General features: G+C 36.9%; 15 protein-coding genes, 6 tRNA genes and 1 rRNA gene. 6 read left to right on the top strand and 16 right to left on the bottom strand.

All coding sequences use genetic code 11. The features are described 5' to 3' along the window. Positions 1 to 15: 15 nt before the first annotated feature. A complete protein-coding gene (locus tag OCL94_RS12820) occupies positions 16 to 1,116 on the bottom strand; it encodes a glycerate kinase (protein WP_262997314.1) in 1,101 nt (366 codons plus the stop codon). A 119-nt stretch (positions 1,117 to 1,235) separates the two neighbouring features. Between OCL94_RS12820 and OCL94_RS12815 the strand changes: the two genes are divergently transcribed. Beyond that, positions 1,236 to 1,613 carry a hypothetical protein gene (locus OCL94_RS12815; protein WP_262997313.1) on the top strand — a complete coding sequence of 126 codons (378 nt, stop codon included), beginning with the start codon at positions 1,236 to 1,238 and terminating at the stop codon, positions 1,611 to 1,613. A 119-nt stretch (positions 1,614 to 1,732) separates the two neighbouring features. Here OCL94_RS12815 and OCL94_RS12810 read toward each other — a convergent pair whose 3' ends face one another. The 3 genes from OCL94_RS12810 to glmS all read right to left on the bottom strand — a co-directional run bounded on the left by OCL94_RS12810 (position 1,733) and on the right by glmS (position 5,578). Then, a complete protein-coding gene (locus OCL94_RS12810) occupies positions 1,733 to 2,635 on the bottom strand; it encodes a hypothetical protein (protein ID WP_262997312.1) in 903 nt (300 codons plus the stop codon). Beyond that, positions 2,628 to 3,395, bottom strand: a complete 768-nt coding sequence (locus OCL94_RS12805) for a hypothetical protein (RefSeq protein WP_262997311.1) — start codon at positions 3,393 to 3,395, stop codon at positions 2,628 to 2,630. Before OCL94_RS12805 ends, OCL94_RS12810 begins: the two co-directional genes overlap by 8 nt. A 380-nt stretch (positions 3,396 to 3,775) precedes the next feature. Further along, positions 3,776 to 5,578 carry a glutamine--fructose-6-phosphate transaminase (isomerizing) gene (gene glmS, locus OCL94_RS12800; protein ID WP_262997310.1) on the bottom strand — a complete coding sequence of 601 codons (1,803 nt, stop codon included), beginning with the start codon at positions 5,576 to 5,578 and terminating at the stop codon, positions 3,776 to 3,778. A 476-nt stretch (positions 5,579 to 6,054) separates the two neighbouring features. On the opposite strand from glmS, the gene OCL94_RS12795 reads away from it, so the two are divergent. The 4 genes from OCL94_RS12795 (at position 6,055) to OCL94_RS12780 (ending at position 11,224) form a co-directional block, all read left to right on the top strand. Continuing rightward, on the top strand, positions 6,055 to 7,557 hold the full coding sequence (locus OCL94_RS12795; RefSeq protein WP_262997309.1) for a PTS mannitol transporter subunit IICB: 1,503 nt from the start codon (positions 6,055 to 6,057) through the stop codon (positions 7,555 to 7,557). 92 nt (positions 7,558 to 7,649) lie between these two features. Then, positions 7,650 to 9,668: a BglG family transcription antiterminator gene (locus tag OCL94_RS12790; protein WP_262997308.1), complete on the top strand. Its 2,019-nt coding sequence runs from the start codon at positions 7,650 to 7,652 to the stop codon at positions 9,666 to 9,668. Between the two features lie 4 nt (positions 9,669 to 9,672). Next, complete coding sequence (locus OCL94_RS12785) at positions 9,673 to 10,107, top strand: PTS sugar transporter subunit IIA (RefSeq protein WP_262997307.1); 435 nt, start codon at positions 9,673 to 9,675, stop codon at positions 10,105 to 10,107. A gap of 1 nt (position 10,108) precedes the next feature. Continuing rightward, positions 10,109 to 11,224 (top strand): mannitol-1-phosphate 5-dehydrogenase, encoded by a 1,116-nt coding sequence (locus OCL94_RS12780; protein ID WP_262997306.1) that lies wholly within the window; start codon positions 10,109 to 10,111, stop codon positions 11,222 to 11,224. An 821-nt stretch (positions 11,225 to 12,045) separates the two neighbouring features. On the opposite strand, the gene glmM is transcribed toward OCL94_RS12780, so the two are convergent. From glmM to OCL94_RS12760, 4 genes are read right to left on the bottom strand one after another with little or no spacing between them, the layout of a single operon-like run. Continuing rightward, positions 12,046 to 13,395, bottom strand: a complete 1,350-nt coding sequence (gene glmM, locus OCL94_RS12775; RefSeq protein ID WP_262997305.1) for a phosphoglucosamine mutase — start codon at positions 13,393 to 13,395, stop codon at positions 12,046 to 12,048. A gap of 27 nt (positions 13,396 to 13,422) precedes the next feature. Then, positions 13,423 to 14,358: a CdaR family protein gene (locus OCL94_RS12770; protein ID WP_262997304.1), complete on the bottom strand. Its 936-nt coding sequence runs from the start codon at positions 14,356 to 14,358 to the stop codon at positions 13,423 to 13,425. Continuing rightward, positions 14,358 to 15,167 carry a diadenylate cyclase CdaA gene (cdaA, locus tag OCL94_RS12765; protein ID WP_262997303.1) on the bottom strand — a complete coding sequence of 270 codons (810 nt, stop codon included), beginning with the start codon at positions 15,165 to 15,167 and terminating at the stop codon, positions 14,358 to 14,360. The genes OCL94_RS12770 and cdaA overlap by 1 nt, the downstream gene beginning before the upstream one ends. A gap of 31 nt (positions 15,168 to 15,198) precedes the next feature. Continuing rightward, positions 15,199 to 16,467 carry a helix-turn-helix transcriptional regulator gene (locus tag OCL94_RS12760; protein ID WP_262997302.1) on the bottom strand — a complete coding sequence of 423 codons (1,269 nt, stop codon included), beginning with the start codon at positions 16,465 to 16,467 and terminating at the stop codon, positions 15,199 to 15,201. 273 nt (positions 16,468 to 16,740) lie between these two features. On the opposite strand from OCL94_RS12760, the gene OCL94_RS12755 reads away from it, so the two are divergent. Continuing rightward, entirely contained in the window at positions 16,741 to 17,184 is a 444-nt protein-coding gene (locus OCL94_RS12755) for an ArsR/SmtB family transcription factor (protein ID WP_262997301.1), read from the top strand. A 55-nt stretch (positions 17,185 to 17,239) separates the two neighbouring features. On the opposite strand, the gene rocF is transcribed toward OCL94_RS12755, so the two are convergent. From rocF to rrf, 8 genes are all read right to left on the bottom strand, one after another. Next, a complete protein-coding gene (gene rocF / locus OCL94_RS12750) occupies positions 17,240 to 18,142 on the bottom strand; it encodes an arginase (protein ID WP_262997300.1) in 903 nt (300 codons plus the stop codon). A gap of 186 nt (positions 18,143 to 18,328) precedes the next feature. Next, positions 18,329 to 18,401, bottom strand: a tRNA-Lys gene (locus OCL94_RS12745). 8 nt (positions 18,402 to 18,409) lie between these two features. Continuing rightward, positions 18,410 to 18,484 (bottom strand) — tRNA-Gln (locus OCL94_RS12740). A gap of 5 nt (positions 18,485 to 18,489) precedes the next feature. After that, positions 18,490 to 18,573 (bottom strand) — tRNA-Tyr (locus OCL94_RS12735). A gap of 27 nt (positions 18,574 to 18,600) precedes the next feature. Beyond that, a tRNA-Val gene (locus OCL94_RS12730) sits at positions 18,601 to 18,676 on the bottom strand. A gap of 3 nt (positions 18,677 to 18,679) precedes the next feature. After that, positions 18,680 to 18,754 (bottom strand) — tRNA-Glu (locus OCL94_RS12725). 4 nt (positions 18,755 to 18,758) lie between these two features. After that, positions 18,759 to 18,833 (bottom strand) — tRNA-Asn (locus OCL94_RS12720). 13 nt (positions 18,834 to 18,846) lie between these two features. Next, a 5S ribosomal RNA gene (gene rrf / locus OCL94_RS12715) occupies positions 18,847 to 18,961 on the bottom strand. Positions 18,962 to 19,167: the final 206 nt, after the last annotated feature.

The raw sequence follows: 19,167 nt of genomic DNA, 5'->3' as shown, positions 1-19,167 counted from the left end.
TTTTTTTATGCGTATTTATTGAATGAGTCGTCCGATATTGTTACATGTGTTCATTAATAAACGATCTGCATCATGGATTGCATGTTCTAATGACATTGGACCGTCGACAATACTATGCATACTTAAGAAATAGTCATATAACGTGTCATAACGTTCACCTAATCCACCCGATACGAGTATGGTCTTCACGCCATGTGCATTCCCACTCTTCGCTATACAAACTGGTAGCTTGCCGTATGCCGTCTGGAAATCAGTTCTGCCTTCACCAGTAAAGATATAGTCGATGGTCGACAGATCAATATCCTGTAAGACGATATTGGCTATCCTTTCAGCGCCGTTATGCACGATACCACCGATGTTTAGCAAGCCATATCCTATACCACCAGCTGCACCAGCCCCGTTTGTAGTGCTATAATCCTGGTTGAAATATTGATTGAGTATACGGGCAAAGTTGGTCATACCGGCGTCATATCGCGCTAATTCATGCTCCAGGATGCCTTTTTGTTTACCATAAGTATATGTCGCACCATCCGGACCTGTTAATGGATTTGTGACATCACTAATTAAATGGATTTCAATGTCTTGTAGTGGTAATAACGTGCCTTCAATGCGTGTGATTTCACTTAAGTTGCCACCACTTACCTGAAGTAATGCACCTTTAGCATCATAAAACGATAATCCTAATGCCTCAAGCATACCCGCGCCACCATCATTCGTTAAACTGCCACCTAATCCGATATATAGTTTACGGAACCCGCGTTCGATTAATTGTTTGATCACATCACCTACGCCATAACTAGACGCATGATACGGCTGACGTTCACTTGAAACTTGCATACCGATAATATTCGCGACTTCAATTACTGCTGTAGTGTCGTCAATTGCACCATAATACGTTTGAATCGGTCTGTGATACATATCGACCGTATTGATCGGACAACGCTTACCGTTCAGACTATAAACTAACGCATCTACCGTCCCTTCACCACCATCAGCCATCGGTCGTAGTATCATTTCCGCATCGATTGACTGTGCTAAACCATCACGCATACACTCTGCCACGCGTAATGCACTTAAACATTCTTTATATGAATCCGGGGCTATTAATATTCTCATATGTGTCACTCCTATTGATTTGGGTTGATTATGTTCATTCGTTTTCAGGAATAATATAGTTAATTATGCTATCATTAATAGTATACAGCCTATATCCAATACTTTTAAGGAGATTTTAAATGAAATTAGCCAATATATTAATCGGATTTTTTGCGTTACTATTTTTCGGAGTTCAATTATTTAATATTTATGACGGGATTACACACAACAATCCAGAAATGATTGTCAGTGCACTTTACTTTATTTCCATTGGATTATTCATGGCGTTTAATTTATACAATGCGATGTTAACCCAAACTGGTAAAGTCATCACACCACAGATGACGAAACAGCAACTCGTTTGCGCTGTCATCTTATTCTTATTCGCGCTTGGCGTATTGGTGGGTATCTTTGTGGTTAATTTAGGCATACTTTCTAAGATTGTAGAATTAATGTTGATGGTATCACTCTTCTTTGAAATTCGTACAAGAGTGAATCAAATGAAGAATCAGAAGTAATGAATTCATAAGAGAAAGCAACAAATGCTATGACGTTAGCACTTGTTGCTTTTTTTGTTATTAATTCATCTGTGGTGACTGAGCGATATTGTATCATTATCGCTCACTCGACTCGTAAATCAAGTGAATCCAATTTTTTCAGGTACAATATCCTGAATCAACATCTCCCACTCTTTTCTACGTACTTCTTTAATCATTCCTTTCAAAGTCAATATCTCTTTTTTCCGATATGTTTCATAACGCATGACTTCATCCGGATGTAGTGATGGTTGTTTAAAGTTCGTAAATACAAATAGTTTGTCATATTGCGCAAGCTCGGGGATATGTGATAACCAACGCGTTCTATCCGTACTACGCGCAATAATCGTCAATCCTTTATCCATCGCTTCTTTGACTGTTTGAATTGCAGCAATTTGACTCGGCAATAATGCATTATAAAATGTAACATCATCTCTTGAATAAGACGTATAAGGAAAGTATTCTAACGAAAATAATTGGTTCGGATGAAAATAGCCTATTTCTTGTTCGATATGCTGATACATATAGTGATAATACCATTTAAAATGCTTGTCATGAACAGCTTTGCCATCAACAAAATCAATAGGAGCAAAATTAGGCAATTCGCGATGCATATTATTAAATAACACACGTTTCTCATATTCCGTTGGATGATATTTAGGATGAAATGATGGATTTACGAGCAGAATTAATATTTTCGCTTGCTCAAGGTTACCACCGTATGGTTCTGGTACCCATATATGTATATGATCCTTATCTTTAACCATTTGATTGTTTTTGTCTAATACGTACATGCCATTCACTTGATAAAGATGTTGTTCAAACTTTAATCGTTCCTGCAGTTTTCTCCCCTTCACATTCACAATATCCGTAAAGAAATGCGGATAATATTCCTTTAAGTACTTTAAATCCGTTGGGTGAAATGCACGATACTGTTTAACATGGTCATGTGTATTCTCCGGAAAGGTCGTATAATCTTTCCAGAACGCTTGTACACTACTCATTAATTACGTACCCACGGCGATGATACTGCATCAACGAAATCTTCGGTGTTTCTCTTGAATCTTCTATTTTGCGGATACTCGTACTTTGCTTTTCCTGAATATAGTGTACATAACAATTAATCATGCCACTTTGATTTTTTCTCTTCTCATTTATCCATTCCATCATTTCTTCCTTGCTTAAAATGATATACTCAATTCCGCGATCATTATCCGTGATATATTCTGATTCAGGATCAATTTTCACCATCAGTGCATAATAATCATGCGCACTAAATATTTGTTCATCTCCTTTATGCCAAGCTGCCACACGTTTTTTAATGACAAGTTCTTCATCTTTTAAAAATTCATAATCTCTTGACGTGCTTACATAAATGGTAAAGTATCGTTCACCTAACTGGCATGTTAATATATTATATTTCAGATGGATAAACTCAAGATTAGGGTTAGACTTTTTCAGCTCTTCTTTTAAGAATTCCACCATTTCTATACGTTTAAATTTTCTTGGTTTTGTAGGAATGAATTTCTTATGTTCAACCTTGTCACGCTGTTGATTGAATTGCGGTAAAGGTAAGGTCATCACTTTCTGATAGACATCTAGTATTGATTGCTTATCCAGGCCAGTGATATATTCTACTGAATCCAGTGCATAATTTGTAAAGATAAGCGTTCTTAATATGAGTTGATCTGTTTCATTATATTTTAATTCAGGGTGTTGTTCATTGATGTCGTTTAATACTAAATACATCTCAATCGTGTTCAATACAATGACCTCCAATTCTGTTTTCTCTGTTCTTTTGTTAATTTATTATACCAAATTTTGCACAACCTATTTTAAAGTGTTAAAATATTCGGACCATTTTAAAAATAACATAAACTAGCTCAAAATAACCGAAAAATAATAAAAATAACTTAGAATTATATTTTTATAAAAAAATTAAGATTAACAACATTATTAGGATTTAACAGAAACTAACTCATATTAGCAATATAAAAAATTAACCATTAATGTAATATATTTTGCTTCAAACAAAAAAGAACGAAACCTTCAATCACAAATGATTCAAAGTTTCGTTCTTTGTTAATAATATGTTTATCAGTAATTTGAACTTAATGTTCTAAACGCATTTCAGATTGCCTCTCCTATTCAACCGTTACTGATTTCGCTAAGTTACGTGGTTTATCTACGTCACAACCGCGGTGTAATGCTGCATAGTATGCGATTAATTGTGTTGTTACAACTGACACTAATGGTGCTAACATTTCGTGAACGTGTGGGATTACATACGTATCGCCTTCTTGTTCTAAACCTTCCATCGCAATAATACATGGATGTGCACCACGTGCTACGACTTCTTTCACGTTACCACGAATTGATAAGTTTACGCCTTCTTGTGTCGCTAATGCGATAACAGGTGTACCATCTTCAATTAACGCGATCGTACCGTGTTTTAATTCTCCACCCGCAAATCCTTCTGCCTGGATGTAAGAAATCTCTTTTAATTTCAATGCCCCTTCTACACCAACGTAGTAATCCATCGTACGTCCGATAAAGAATGCATTACGAGTCGTTGCTAAGAAGTCTTTCGCAATTTGTTCCATTGTTTCAGCATCATCAACAATTGAAGTAATCGCTGCTGTTACTTTAGCAAGTTCAGGTAATAAGTCTACATCTGTTTCAATCCCCGCATCTTTTGCTACAACTTGCGCTAAAATCGCTAAAACTGCGATTTGTGCTGTGTAAGCTTTTGTAGATGCTACTGCGATTTCAGGACCTGCATGTAAGATTAATGTATGATCCGCTTCACGTGATAATGTAGAACCTGCTACGTTTGTAATTGTTAATGACGTATGTCCTAATTTCTTCGTTTCTACTAATACTGCACGGCTATCTGCTGTTTCACCTGATTGTGAAATGTAGATGAATAAAGGATTTTTAGATAATAATGGCATGTTGTAAACAAACTCAGAAGCAACGTGTACTTCTGTTGGTACGCCTGCCCATTTCTCTAAATATTCTTTACCTACTAAACCTGCGTTATAAGATGTACCACAAGCTACGATGTAAATACGATCAGCTTTACGTACAGCTTTCACGATATCTTTATCAATGATTAAGTTCCCTTTATCATCTTGATATTTTTGAATGATGTTACGCATAACACCTGGTTGTTCGTGAATTTCTTTTAACATATAGTGCGCGTAAGTCCCTTTTTCGATATCTGACGCATCAATTTCAGCTTTGTAAGGTTTACGTTTCACTTCTTTACCGTCTACATCTTTAATCGTGATTGACTCTTTCGTTACTAATACGATTTCGCCATCATGTAATTCTGTATAAGTGTCTGTAACTTGTAACATCGCCATAGCATCTGAAGCGATAACATTGAACCCTTCACCTAAACCTACTAATAAAGGTGATTTGTTCTTCGCAACGTAAATTACATCCGGATTCTCAGTATCTAATAAACCTAATGCGTAAGAACCGTGTAATAACTTTAATACTTCAACGAATGCTTTCTCAGTTTCTAAACCTTGTTTAGAGAAGCATTCGATTAATTGAACGATAATTTCAGTGTCCGTTTCTGATTTAAACGTCACGCCTGTTAAATATTCTTTCTTTAATTGTTCGTAGTTCTCAATAACACCGTTGTGTACTAAAGTGAAACGACCACTTTCAGATTGATGTGGATGAGAGTTGTCATGGTTAGGTACACCATGTGTTGCCCAACGCGTATGTCCGATACCTGTCGTTGAAACAAAGTCGCTGTCTACTACTTTACGTAATTCAGCGATACGCCCTTTTTCTTTATATACACGTACATCTTCACCGTTACGAACAGCGATACCAGCTGAATCATAACCACGGTATTCTAATTTTTCTAAACCTTTTAATAGAATTTCTTTCGCATCTTGCGTTCCAATATAACCTACGATACCACACATAATAAATTTCCTCCTGTGCGCTTTTGCGCAATAAAATAATGTTGATTCATTTTAGATTGTTTTATTTTGTGCTGTGTTGATGTCTTTTGTTCATTCAGTTGCCCAAATGGTTTGTTACATCAACTATCGAATAGCTACTATCCGTGATGGCATCCGCCGAATTTTCGATAACCATCTTCCTCGTCAACAGTTTCCTGTTCTGGCGCTGTATATTCAGTTTTGATCGACCCTCACTTTCACTTAAACTCAAGTAATTGTACTATATTTCAGGTAAATTATACAAGCCAAAAAGCTATTTTTACTTCGTATTCTGAACAACTTTTGAACTTGTCTAAACTTTGTCAACAATTGTTTTGACAAAGTTGCAGTTAGTTTAAATTGTAAGCGTTCTTAAACCGGCGTATGATATAAATGTAGTGTAAAAGTCGTCTTAGTCATTCGATATTTTATCAAAACAATATAAAGGAGTGTTACAAATGGCAGAACAAAAAAGTGGCGTTCAACGTAAAATTCAAGCGTTTGGATCGTTTTTAAGTAGTATGGTAATGCCGAATATCCCAATCTTTATCGCATGGGGATTCTTAACGGCGTTATTTATCCCAAAAGGCTGGATGCCAAATGAAGGGCTAGCGAGTATGGTTGGTCCAACTATACAATATTTAATTCCAATTATGATTGCATTCATGGGTGGTAAGCTTGTCCATGATGTACGTGGTGGTGTCGTTGGTGCAGCTGCAACAATGGGTATTATCGCAGCATTCGAGCAACCTATGTTATTAGGCGCAATGATTATCGGTCCATTAACTGCGTGGTTAATGAAGAAATTTGATAATGCGGTACAACCTAGAATTAGAACTGGATTTGAAATGTTAATTAATAACTTCTCAGCGGGTTTCTTAGCTCTTGGGATGATGATTCTTTCATATTTATATTTATCTAAAGTTATCGGATGGATTATGTGGGTATTAGGTGAAGGCGTTAAATTCTTAGTTCATAACCACTTATTACCATTAACTTCTATATTAATCGAACCTGCAAAAGTATTATTCTTAAACAATGCAATTAACCATGGTGTTTTAACACCTTTAGGTACTATTGATAAGCAAGAATTGGGTCGTTCTATTCTATTTACATTAGAATCTAACCCTGGTCCTGGTCTCGGTATTTTACTTGCATATTTATTCTTTGGTAAAGGTACTGCCCGTGCTACAGCACCGGGAGCTGTAATCATTCATTTCTTAGGCGGTATTCATGAAATTTATTTCCCATATATTTTGATGAAACCAGTATTAATCATCGCTGCTATCGCTGGTGGTATGACGGGTGTTGCTTACTTCTCAATGGTCGATTTCGGTTTATCTTCTCCAGCAGCACCTGGATCAATCATTGCATACGGTCTTGTTACACCAAAAGGTGACTACATCCACATGATAATCGGTGTATTACTTGCAGCATTAGTATCATTTGTCATTGGTTCTTTAATCTTAAAATTCTCTAAAGACAAAGAAGGCGCTGATGATTTAGCTGCTGCAACAGCTAAAATGGAGGAAAACAAAGGTAAAAAATCTTCTGTAGCTGGCGCTTTAGTGAAAGAAGATGTGACAACTGATCGTGTAAATGTTGTTGAAGCGGATTCTGAAGATGCGTTACTTAATAAATATGCTACTGAAGATGTTAATGCACATGACTACTCAAATGTTAAAAAGGTCATCTTCGCTTGTGATGCGGGTATGGGTTCTAGCGCGATGGGTGCTGGCATGATGCGTAACAAATTCAAGAAAGCTGGTATCAACTTAGACGTAACAAACACAGCGATCAACCAGTTACCAAGTGATGTTGATTTAGTTATCACACAAAAAGTATTAACAGATCGTGCAATTAAACAAGCACCAAACGCAATCCACATTTCAGTGGACAACTTCTTAAACTCTCCTCGTTACGAAGAGTTAATTGAGAATCTTAAAAAGTACAATCAATAGACACTTTGTATTCAGGGGATTACAATGGAGTTAATTGAATCACTAAACAAATTAATTAAATAGAAAATGCTTATACAAAGGAGTGTGGAAAAATGCAAATCAGTAATCGTGAAAAACAAATTATTGAATCGTTGCTAAAGAATCCACACTCCTTTTTGTCGATGCAATATATCGCTCAAACGTTAGGCGTATCCAGCAGAACGGTGCATCGTGAACTCAAGTACGTGGAAGCGTCACTCGATGCATTTCATTTATCGCTGGAACGTGTCCCGCGTAAAGGAATTCGCATCCAAGGTGATGATAATGCAATAGAAGCGTTAGTCGAAGTGCTCGCCCAACAAAAGATACAGGACTTCTCTATCGAAGAGCGTAAAGTCATCATCATCTATGCATTAATCAAAGCGAAAGAGCCATTAAAGATTTATAACTTAGCAAACGAAGTCGGCATTTCAATCAACACGTTAAACAAAGAACTGGATGCTTTAGCTATCGAATTAGCCCGTTACAACTTAAAGCTCAAGAAGAAACGTGGCGAAGGGATTATGCTGGAAGGTGCTGAAGTGTATCGCAGACAATTCCTCGCAGATACGATGTTACAGAAACTCAATGCAACGAGTATGTATTCTGTTATTGAAGATCATTTCGTTTATCAAACATTAAATGATACGAATCTCAATAACCTGGTCGATATGACGCAAATCTTTAATGTTGAACGTATGTTAATGGATGCTTTATCAGAACTCCCTTACGTACTCACTGAAACAGCATATTTAACATTAACATTGCATATCGTATTAGCGATTGAACGTATTAAGAATGCTGAACGCGTCTCCATCGATGCAAATATTACCGATAGTTTAAAAGATACAGAAGAATTTACGGTAGCACATAATTTAACTACACAATTATCAGAAGTCTATCAAGTGCCGTTTGATTTTGAAGAGACGATCTTCATTACGATGCATTTACGCGGCGCGAAACGTAAAGCTGACGAAAGTGAAACGACATCCGATATAAATACGGATACGAAAGCACTCATTCAAGCCGTTGAGAAATACGCGCAAATGAAATTTTCCGATAACGAAACGTTATTTAACGGCGTGAAACTACATCTCGTTCCTGCATTAAATAGAATATCCGGTGGTATTGAAACGTTTAATCCGCTCACAGAGATGATTAAATCAGACTACCCTACTATTTATAATGCTGTTAAGTTCGGTTTATCCGAAGTCTTTCCGAAGCTTAACTTTCCTGACGGTGAAATTGCCTTCATCGCATTACATTTCGGTAGCATTAGTCGACCGGCTGTCTTAAAGCATGTACTCGTCGTTTGTACGAGTGGTATCGGAACGAGTCGCATCTTATCGTCTAAGATTGAAGCGAACTTTTCTAACGTTGTTGTGAAACAACAAGCCAGCGTCAGTGATTTGAAACATATTGATTTAGAGCAATTCGATTATATCGTCTCGACCGTTGCAATTGATATTAAGCGACCGTATTCGGTCGTGAACCCGTTGCTTCCGGAGTCAGATCGACTATTACTTGCGCAATACTTTGAAGCATCAAATGAAGCTCAATCACGTTACACTCAAGATGCAACACACGTTGACTATGATGAATTTATGCAATTTTCGTTAGAAGGGCATGCGCTTATTCAATCGATATCTGTTTGCGAAATGACTGATAACAATTATATTGATTTCATTGCAGATTATTTATCAGAACACGATGCTTTAAATGACGTTGCACACTTTAAATCAGCGTTAAATTATCGCAATCATTTACAGGGCTTTCTAATGACAGGCACTGATATTGCGATACCTCATTTAGTCCATGAAAGTATTAAGCGACCGGCTATCGTTATGGTTCGTGCACAAAATGGTGTAGAATTAAAGGACATGGACGGAAATATGAATACCGCCCATTATCTTGCCCATATGTACTTACCTGAAGAAACGACAGCACGTCCATTAGTCAGTGAACTGAGTTTATGTATTATGGATTACATTGAAACACCTTCAACATTGTTTAACGATGACACATTTGTTGTCGATTATATGAAACAAGCATTAATGAATTTAATAACTAAAAAACTAACAAATACGGAGTGATATTATGTCAAACTTAATCCCAACAGAAAATATTTTAATCAATCAAACAATCGCATCTAAAGAAGCAGCAATCGAAGCAGCAGGTAACAAATTAGTTGAAGTCGGTGCTGTTACGGCTGACTATATCCAAGCGATGAAAGAACGTGAAGCGATCGTATCAACTTACATGGGTAACTTCTTAGCAATCCCACACGGTACTGATGAGGCAAAAGCTGCAGTATTAAAATCAGGTATTACATTAATTCAAGCACCAGAAGGTATTGACTGGGATGGCAACATCGTTAAAGTTGTAGTCGGCATTGCAGGTAAAGACGGTGAACATTTAGATTTATTAAGCCAAATCGCAATCGTATTCTCAGAAGAAGAAAATGTAGAACGTGTAATCACCGCTCAATCAGCAGAAGAAATTAACGCAATATTTAACGAGGTGGAATTATAATATGAAAGCTGTACATTTTGGAGCAGGTAATATCGGACGCGGGTTCATTGGAAAAGTATTATTTGATAACGGTTATAACGTAACATTTGCTGATGTAAATGCTGAAATTATTGATGCGTTAAATAAAGATAAACAATATGACGTAATCATTGCTGAAGAAGCGAAAGAACGTCAAACAGTAACAGGTGTGTCAGGTATTAACTCAATCACTGATGGCGATGCATTAAAGCAAGCAATAATTGAAGCGGATTTAATTACGTGTGCAGTTGGTGTGTCAATCTTACCAATCATCGCTAAAAGCTTTGCAAGTGCATTATTAGAGCGTAATCCTGAACATCAATTAAATATTGTTGCATGTGAAAATGCAATTATGGCGACCGATACGTTAAAAGCAGCTGTATTAGAAATTGCACCAGCTGTAGCTGACATGAAGAATATCAGTTTCCCTAACTCAGCAGTTGACCGTATCGTCCCAATTCAAAAACAAGAAAACCCATTAGATGTTATGGTTGAACCGTTCTTTGAATGGGTGATTGAAGAAGACAAATGGTTAGGCGATAAGTTAGAAGGCGTGAAATACGTTAAAGATTTACATCCATTCATCGAGCGTAAATTAATGACAGTGAATACTGGACATGCGTTTATTGCATACTACGGTACTTACAAAGGATACAAAACAGTAGATGAAGCAATGAAAGATCAAGATGTTGTAGATGCGACGAAAGCTGTATTAGCTGAAACAAGTGCATATTTAACAACAGCATACGACTTCACAGCAGAAGAACAATCTGCTTACGTTGAGAAGATTATCGGACGCTTCACGAATCCATATTTATCAGATGCATTAAACCGTGTCGGCCGTTCTCCTATTCGTAAGATTGGACCAAACGACCGTATCGTTAAGCCATTAAGAGCTTTAACTGAAACAGGATTACCACACGATAACTTAGTGAAGATGGCAGCATACTTATTAAAGTATAATGACCCAAGTGATCCTGAAAGTGTTGAGAAAGAACATGCTATTGCAGATAAGACAGTTGCAGGATTCTTAAAAGAATACGCACAAATCGACGAACAGTTAATCGCTGAAATCGTAAAAGCATACGAACAGTTATAATATGATGCCCCGCTTCATTTGAAGTGGGGATTTTTTTGTTTGCTTTGGGGCATCGGTTAGCATTAGTAGGCGTTAGTTCGTAATTCTCACAAGTATTGCGAACTAACTCAAGGGGGGCTGACTCTCTATCAACTATTCTTGTGCCTTTGGCCGACGTTGATTCGTAATTCTCACTAGTATTGCGAACTAACTTAAGGTGGTTTGACTCTTTGTCAACTATTCTTGTGCCTTTGGACGACGTTAGTTCGTAATACTCACTAGTATTGCGAACTAACTCAAGGGGGGCTGACTCTCTATCAATTATTCTTGTGTCTTTGGCCGACGTTAGTTCGTAATACTCACTAGTATTGCGAACTAACTCAAGGGGGGCTGACTCTCTATCAACTATTCTTGTGCCTTTGGCCGACGTTAGTTCGTAATTCTCACTAGTATTGCGAACTTACTCAAGGTGCTTTGACTCTCTATCAACTATTCTTGTGCCTTTGGCCGACGTTAGTTCGTAATTTTCACTAGTATTGCGAACTTACTCAAGGTGGTTTGACTCTCTGTCAACTATTCTTGTGCCTTTGGCCGATGTTGATTCGTAATTCTCACTAGTATTGCGAACTAACTCAAGGTGCTTTGACTCTCTATCAATTATTCTTATGTCTTTGGCCGACGTTAGTTCGTAATACTCACTAGTATTGCGAACTAACGATTCCGGATACTCCTATGATCCGGAATCGTTTTAACCGATCCCTTAAATATTTGCCATCTCTACACAATCCGCCCACAAAAAAAAGCCAGATACTATAATAGTATCCGGCCTCACAATAATAAGTTTATGCAATTCCCATATGTTCACGTACAACATCAGCAATGCTATTCACGAAACGTTCTGCATCTTCATCCGTCTTCGCTTCAACCATTACACGTACTAACGGCTCAGTACCTGAAGGTCTTACTAATACTCGACCTTCACCATTCATCTCCGCTTCAACTTTCGCAATCGCTTCAGCTACTGCTGTATTCTGTTCAACTGCATGTTTATCAGACACACGAATATTCACTAATCGCTGCGGATATTTCTTCATTTGACCTGCTAACTCACTTAAAGTCTTACCTGAACGTTTAATAATGCTCGCTAATTGTACACCCGTTAACAATCCGTCACCTGTCGTATTATAATCCATCATAACGATATGACCTGACTGTTCTCCACCTAAGTTGTATTTACCGTTACGCATTTCTTCAACAACATAACGATCCCCAACTTTTGTCTTGTTCGAACGAATATCAAATGCTTCTAATGCTTTATAGAAACCTAAGTTACTCATCACTGTTGATACAACCATGTTATCTTTTAACGTTCCTTCATTATGCATATGCTGCGCTAAAATAAACATAATTTGGTCACCATCAACGATTTGGCCTTTCTCATCAACAGCGATAATACGGTCGCCATCGCCATCAAAGGCTAAACCGAAGTCACTACCTGATTCTAATACTAATTCAGCTAATCCTTCTGGATGTGTTGATCCAACGCCATCGTTAATATTGTTGCCATCTGGATTACAGCCAATTGTCACTGTATCTGCTTCTAAATCTCCAAATAAATACGGTGCTAATGAATAAGTCGAACCGTGCGCGCCATCTAACGCAATCTTTAGTCCTTCTAAGTCACCTTCGATCGTTGATTTAATGAAGCTTAAATACTTCTGGCCGCCTTCAAAGTAATCCGAGGTATGACCTAAATCAACACCTGTTGGACGTGGTAAAGTATCTTCTTTCGCATCTAATAACGCTTCAATTTCAGCTTCTTGGGCATCACTTAATTTGAAACCGTCAGATCCAAAGAATTTAATCCCGTTATCCTGAACCGGATTGTGACTTGCTGAAATCATAACACCTGCTTGTGCGTTTAACTCTCTCGTTAAGTAAGCTACACCTGGTGTTGAAATAACGCCTAAACGCATTACTTCTGCACCTGTAGAAAGTAATCCTGCAACAAGTGCAGATTCTAACATAATACCAGAAACACGTGTATCACGGCCTACAACAACAGTAGGTTTTTCCGTTCCACCATGTGCTAATACGTAACCACCGTAACGCCCTAATTCAAAAGCTAATTCTGGTGTTAACTCGCTATTAGCGACACCTCTTACACCGTCTGTTCCAAAATATTTACCCATTGATAATAACTCCTTTTATTCATTTCGTTATTTTTTTGATACATCAATCTTGATTTCAACTTGCTCAGGACTTGCGCTTGTCACATCTTTCGGCAATGGTATGTTCTCTTTAACAACCGTGTCCTTCGTTACTTTCGACAAATCGACTTCTATCGCTAATCCACCAATACCATCTAATACAGAACGTTTACCGAACAATTTCACTTCTGATTCTGATAACTCAAGGCTTTCAAGCTTTAAATCATCTGGTAACTGCCCTGACTTCTTTGGTGTGATTGATACTGTCTTAGATGTCGGTTCAATCTTGATGTTAACTTTGACTTTTGCTGGCTTTACGGACACATCCAGCTTATTCAAATTAGAATCAAAGACATTGACTTCCGCATCTTCGCTCGTCGTCTTTGTCAATTTCGCTGAATCTTTTAACGTTGCTTTAACGTATGCAATTTTGTCAATTTCATCTTGCCCACCAATGATTGTCACTTGTGATGGATCTACTTCCTTACCGATTAATTCATACCCTGTCGCAATGCGTGAATTGCTAATTTCTGCTTCGACTTGTCTCGTCTCTTTAATCTTTTCAGATAACGACACATTTGCGACTTTCGGTACAACTTCATATGTTAATTTATCAGAAATACCTTTTACATCAAATTTCTTTTTATATTCTCCAATCTTCGAATTAGACAAATCAAGCGTCACACTAAAATCGCGCATACTTTCTGTCTTTTTAACGATAGACTGTGGTCCACTCACTTTCACATTGACTGTTTTTGGCGCACCAGTTAAATATAAATTTTTATCATCATAAATCACTTTAACCGGAACATCTTCAATCACTGTCTGATCATTTTGGTTAAACTGATTATCACCAAATAGTGCAAAGACGTCATTGACTGATAAAAATAGAAACAGCGCTAATATTAAAGCAACAAATCTAAGTCCCCATTTATTCTCAAGCATTATTCTTCAACACCTTTCTTTGCAACAGAAGTATTGAACCAATGCTCTGTCAGTAACGCTTCAAATACTTCTAATGAAACATCTTTACGTAAACGACCATTGTATGTTACTGAAATATCTCCAGTCTCTTCTGATACAACGACAGTAAACGCATCAGATACTTCAGAAATACCAACTGCCGCACGGTGTCGTGTACCAAGGCTTTTTTGAATTTTGGCGCTATCCGAAAGTGGTAAATAACTTGCGGCTACTGATATTTTATCGCCTTGTACAATCATCGCTCCGTCATGCAGTGGTGTGTTCGGAATAAATATATTAATTAACAATTCAGATGAAATATCTGCATTGATTGGTATACCTGTTTCAATATAATCTTGTAATCCCGTTTCTTTCTCAAATACGATTAAAGCACCGATACGGCGTTTCGCCATATATTGAACGGATTTCACCATCGCATCCGTCAGTTTTGCTTGGTTTACTTTTAAGTTCGATGCATTACGCTTAAATAAACTACCTCGACCGAGCTGTTCTAAAGCCCTTCTTAATTCTGGTTGAAAGATAACAATAATGGCCAGGAAACCCCATTCCATAACCATATCAAACAATTTCGTTGTTGTTGTTAAATCAAGCTGATGACTCAGCGTCCTACCAATCAGAATAAAGAAGATACCTTTTAATAATTGAATGGCTTTTGTCCCTTTAATCGCATTGATTAAAAGATAAATGACATACCATACAATCAGCAAGTCTAAGATGCCCGTAATGATCTTCATAGTACTTAAATTCTCAAGTACGCTAAAGAGCTGCATTGTATCTCCTCCATATTCCCGCTAAAAATAATTATACCATGTATGGGAGAGAATCTTCGTATAGATTGATGCATTTTTTATAATATTCATTCGATTGTTTTAAATCGCCCAGAATTTCATAAATGTTTGCAATTTTTTTAGCAATTCTTCCGAAATAGTATACATGTTCATTGCCGTTTAATGCGTCTTTATAATACGATAACGCCCCTTGATAATTCTCTAATTTCGTTTCTAAGTCACCCATTAACTCGTCACCATAACCCGAATCATCAAGTTCAATATATTCTGCAATAATTGAACGTGCTTCGTCATACATTCCCTTTTCAATCATGACATCCGCTAAATGTAAACGCACGTTAACCGCGTATGGATGCTCAAATTCATGTTCGTCTAATAATTTGTTACATTTCGTAATCATTTCATATGCTTCATTAATGCGACCTAATGAGCTTAGCAACATTGATAAATTGCTTAAACTACCAACGTAATCAAATGATACTGGACGTAATTCAGCATAGCTAATTGCTCTTCTATAATGATATTCAGCTTGCTTATTATCTTTCGTTGCTTGATAAGAACGGCCTAACGTGTTCTCAATGTTCAACGCTAAATGATGCGTATTTAACTTCGTATTTAATTCCAACGCTTCTTCACATAACTTAATCGCTACATAAAATTCACCAACACGTGAATAATAGTTTCCTAAATAGAATAAAACAGAAACACGTGTAATATTCACGATATTTTCTACTATTGTTATTTTATTTGCTTTAGTTAAATGATTTATCGCTTCCATAACATTGCCAACTTCATACTCAATACGCGCTAATAATTCTAAAGATCGAATATAGAGCGTCACATCTCGCATCTTCTTAACGATTTCAATCGCTTTTTCAACATACAGACGTGCGTTTACGTAATCTTTGTTATGAAAATACACACTCGCTCTTACCCAGTTAATCGCACCTTTTTCAGCTTCATTAATGCCAGGTAACGTTTCGTATTTTTTATTGATAAAGTCGTTTAACTTTTTAAAGTCATTCATCAATACGTGATTTTCAGCCCATTTGATTTCTTTTTTTATCTCTAATAAGCTTAAATTTTTATCTTCACTTGAACTCGTAAAATCTTCTAACGTGCAGTTTAAACGCACACTTAATTTCTTTAATACATTTGTAGATGGATGTACGGAATTCTTCTCTATAAGGCTTAAATAAGTTCTGGAAATGATACCTTCAGCTAACTCTTGTTGCGTTAAATTAGCTTGATTACGTAACTCTTTTATTCTTTGACCTAACATGTCGTCCCTCTCCTCTTACTCATATAATTTCATAATAAACTATATTAAATTAACATGCCATTACTAGACTGTATTTTGCAAGGAATTATATACATGTACTTTCAAAATCCATTAATATTTACCATCTCTAACTTTCATATATATTGAGATAGAATTTTTCACTAAAGAAATAATAAAATTAATCATATAGTGTAATTCGTTGACATTAAGTAAGTTTACAAGGATAATATAATTATCTTAATAAATAAAGTAATAATACTAAGGAGAAGCAGAATGTTAGATATTTTAGTTATCGAGAACCTTGCTCAGTTAAAGTGTGTAAGTGATCCATTTCGTATTAAACTTTTAGAATTACTTGCAACCGAAGCGAAAACTGGTCAACAGCTGGCAGACGAATTAGAAATACCACGTGCTAAGATTCATTACCATCTAGCGGAGCTTGAGAAACAAGGTATTATCGAATTAGTGAAGACGGAACAGAAGCATAGTATTATCCAGAAGTTTTATGCACCTGTAGCAAAGCAAATCGTTCCTAACTTAGATTTACTTAAATTCTCACAAGAAGATAGCAAAAAAGATAATCTATCATTTAAGCTTCAAATTGATGAAAAAGATTTTGCTGAATTCAAAAAAGATTTAAAAAAATACGTAAAAAAAGCATCATCAAAAAACGGTGATTCTAGTTACCAAATCAAAATATTCCCTGACCAAAATTAATGGCAGGGAATATTTTGATTTATTAGCTTATCAAGTTTTACAAATTATCTCCAAACTACAATAATTTCTCCCCGAAGAAAGAACCTACTAAACCAACTGCTTGTTCAGCTGTTTTATTTTGAATATCAATTAACGGGTTCACTTCAACTATTTCAAATGATGTAATGCGCTCACTATCATGTAATAACTCTAATGCATAGTGACTTTCACGATAAGTGATACCTCCTGGTACAGTCGTACCTGTTCCTGGCGTTTCAACAGGATCTAATGCATCGACATCTAAAGATAAATGAATACCATCACATTGCTCTAAATAAGCTAAAGACTCCTCAATCACTTTGCCAATACCTAAACGATCGATATCAGCCATCGTATACGTCTTAATACCTACTGCTTTAATATACTCTTTTTCACCTTCGTCTAAATCACGCATCCCAATTAATACGATATTTTCAACTTTAACTTTATTTTTATATCCACCGATATTTACTAAATCTTCATGACCATCACCGATTAATGCGCGTAAAGGCATCCCATGAATATTACCTGATGGTGATGATGCATCAATATTTAAATCGCCATGTGCATCGTACCAAATCACACCTAAATTGTCATAATGTTTTGCGATCCCACTAATCGTCCCCATCGCGATAGAATGGTCACCACCAATAACAACTGGATAGTTTCCTTTTTGAACAACTTGATCAACTTCTGTGCATAAAGATTCACAGAACGTTGTCACTTCTTCTAAATTACGTAATCCACCTTGCTCTGATTTATATTTTTTCATATCGATGGCAGGTGATGCCACATTGCCTTTATCGATTACAGTATGTCCGATCGCTTCAATACGCTCAATTAAACCAGCATAACGCATCGCATCCGGCCCCATATTTACCCCTAATTTACGTTGCCCAAATGCACTCGGTGCGCCAATAATTTCAATTGTTTTATTCATTATGTCATTCCCCTTAATCCATAAATTTTATAATTATCTGACTAATTCAATTTTATAAAACTTTATGACTTTATTCAATATTTTTATGCATCAATGAATAAAATGGATATTTATGTATCTTAATGAAAACGTATTCATAAAAAAAGTGCAAAAAAAAAATCCATCCATAAGGATGAATTTTAGTAGTGAGCCATAGAGGATTCGAACCTCTGACCCTTTGATTAAAAGTCAAATGCTCTACCAACTGAGCTAATGGCTCAAAAAAAATGGCTGGGCTAGCTGGATTCGAACCAACGAGTGACGGAGTCAAAGTCCGTTGCCTTACCGCTTGGCTATAGCCCAATAGATGGTGGAGGGGGGCAGATTCGAACTGCCGAACCCGAAGGAGCGGATTTACAGTCCGCCGCGTTTAGCCACTTCGCTACCCCTCCGTATATCATAAAACATTATTTGAAAAATGGTGGAGGATGACGGGCTCGAACCGCCGACCCTCTGCTTGTAAGGCAGATGCTCTCCCAGCTGAGCTAATCCTCCAAATGGTGACCCCTACGGGATTCGAACCCGTGTTACCGCCGTGAAAGGGCGGTGTCTTAACCGCTTGACCAAGGGGCCTAAATGGCTCCACAGGTAGGACTCGAACCTACGACCGATCGGTTAACAGCCGATAGCTCTACCACTGAGCTACTGTGGATAATATAAAAATTGCCCGGCAACGTCCTACTCTCGCAGATCGTAAGACCAACTACCATCGGCGCTAGAGAGCTTAACTTCTGTGTTCGGTATGGGAACAGGTGTGACCTCTCTGCCATCGTCACCAGACAAATGAAAGATAATAAATTATACTTTCAAAACTAGATAAGTAAGAAGAATGTTTGATTTTATTCAGCAACTCCGAATAAAAAATCTAATATCCAGCTTCAGCTTCGCTGCCTTTCATCATTTTCTAAGCCTTTATAAATCCTGACGGATTTCTATCGCCTTATCAAAAATGACTCAAGCCAGAACGCTTGCTTACGCTTTTAATT

The sequence above is a fragment of the Macrococcus capreoli genome (assembly GCF_025628935.1).
Classification (GTDB): domain Bacteria; phylum Bacillota; class Bacilli; order Staphylococcales; family Staphylococcaceae; genus Macrococcoides; species Macrococcoides capreoli.
This window is presented reverse-complemented; position numbering and strand designations above follow the sequence as displayed.

What these genes read in the sequence shown, in the direction of transcription:
- OCL94_RS12820 (WP_262997314.1), bottom strand. Translation starts at nt 1,116, where the DNA reads ATGAGAATATTAATAGCCCCGGATTCATATAAAGAATGTTTAAGTGCA.
- OCL94_RS12815 (WP_262997313.1), top strand. Translation starts at nt 1,236, where the DNA reads ATGAAATTAGCCAATATATTAATCGGATTTTTTGCGTTACTATTTTTC.
- OCL94_RS12810 (WP_262997312.1), bottom strand. Translation starts at nt 2,635, where the DNA reads ATGAGTAGTGTACAAGCGTTCTGGAAAGATTATACGACCTTTCCGGAG.
- glmS (WP_262997310.1), bottom strand. Translation starts at nt 5,578, where the DNA reads ATGTGTGGTATCGTAGGTTATATTGGAACGCAAGATGCGAAAGAAATT.
- OCL94_RS12795 (WP_262997309.1), top strand. Translation starts at nt 6,055, where the DNA reads ATGGCAGAACAAAAAAGTGGCGTTCAACGTAAAATTCAAGCGTTTGGA.
- OCL94_RS12790 (WP_262997308.1), top strand. Translation starts at nt 7,650, where the DNA reads ATGCAAATCAGTAATCGTGAAAAACAAATTATTGAATCGTTGCTAAAG.
- OCL94_RS12785 (WP_262997307.1), top strand. Translation starts at nt 9,673, where the DNA reads ATGTCAAACTTAATCCCAACAGAAAATATTTTAATCAATCAAACAATC.
- OCL94_RS12780 (WP_262997306.1), top strand. Translation starts at nt 10,109, where the DNA reads ATGAAAGCTGTACATTTTGGAGCAGGTAATATCGGACGCGGGTTCATT.
- glmM (WP_262997305.1), bottom strand. Translation starts at nt 13,395, where the DNA reads ATGGGTAAATATTTTGGAACAGACGGTGTAAGAGGTGTCGCTAATAGC.
- OCL94_RS12770 (WP_262997304.1), bottom strand. Translation starts at nt 14,358, where the DNA reads ATGCTTGAGAATAAATGGGGACTTAGATTTGTTGCTTTAATATTAGCG.
- cdaA (WP_262997303.1), bottom strand. Translation starts at nt 15,167, where the DNA reads ATGCAGCTCTTTAGCGTACTTGAGAATTTAAGTACTATGAAGATCATT.
- OCL94_RS12760 (WP_262997302.1), bottom strand. Translation starts at nt 16,467, where the DNA reads ATGTTAGGTCAAAGAATAAAAGAGTTACGTAATCAAGCTAATTTAACG.
- OCL94_RS12755 (WP_262997301.1), top strand. Translation starts at nt 16,741, where the DNA reads ATGTTAGATATTTTAGTTATCGAGAACCTTGCTCAGTTAAAGTGTGTA.
- rocF (WP_262997300.1), bottom strand. Translation starts at nt 18,142, where the DNA reads ATGAATAAAACAATTGAAATTATTGGCGCACCGAGTGCATTTGGGCAA.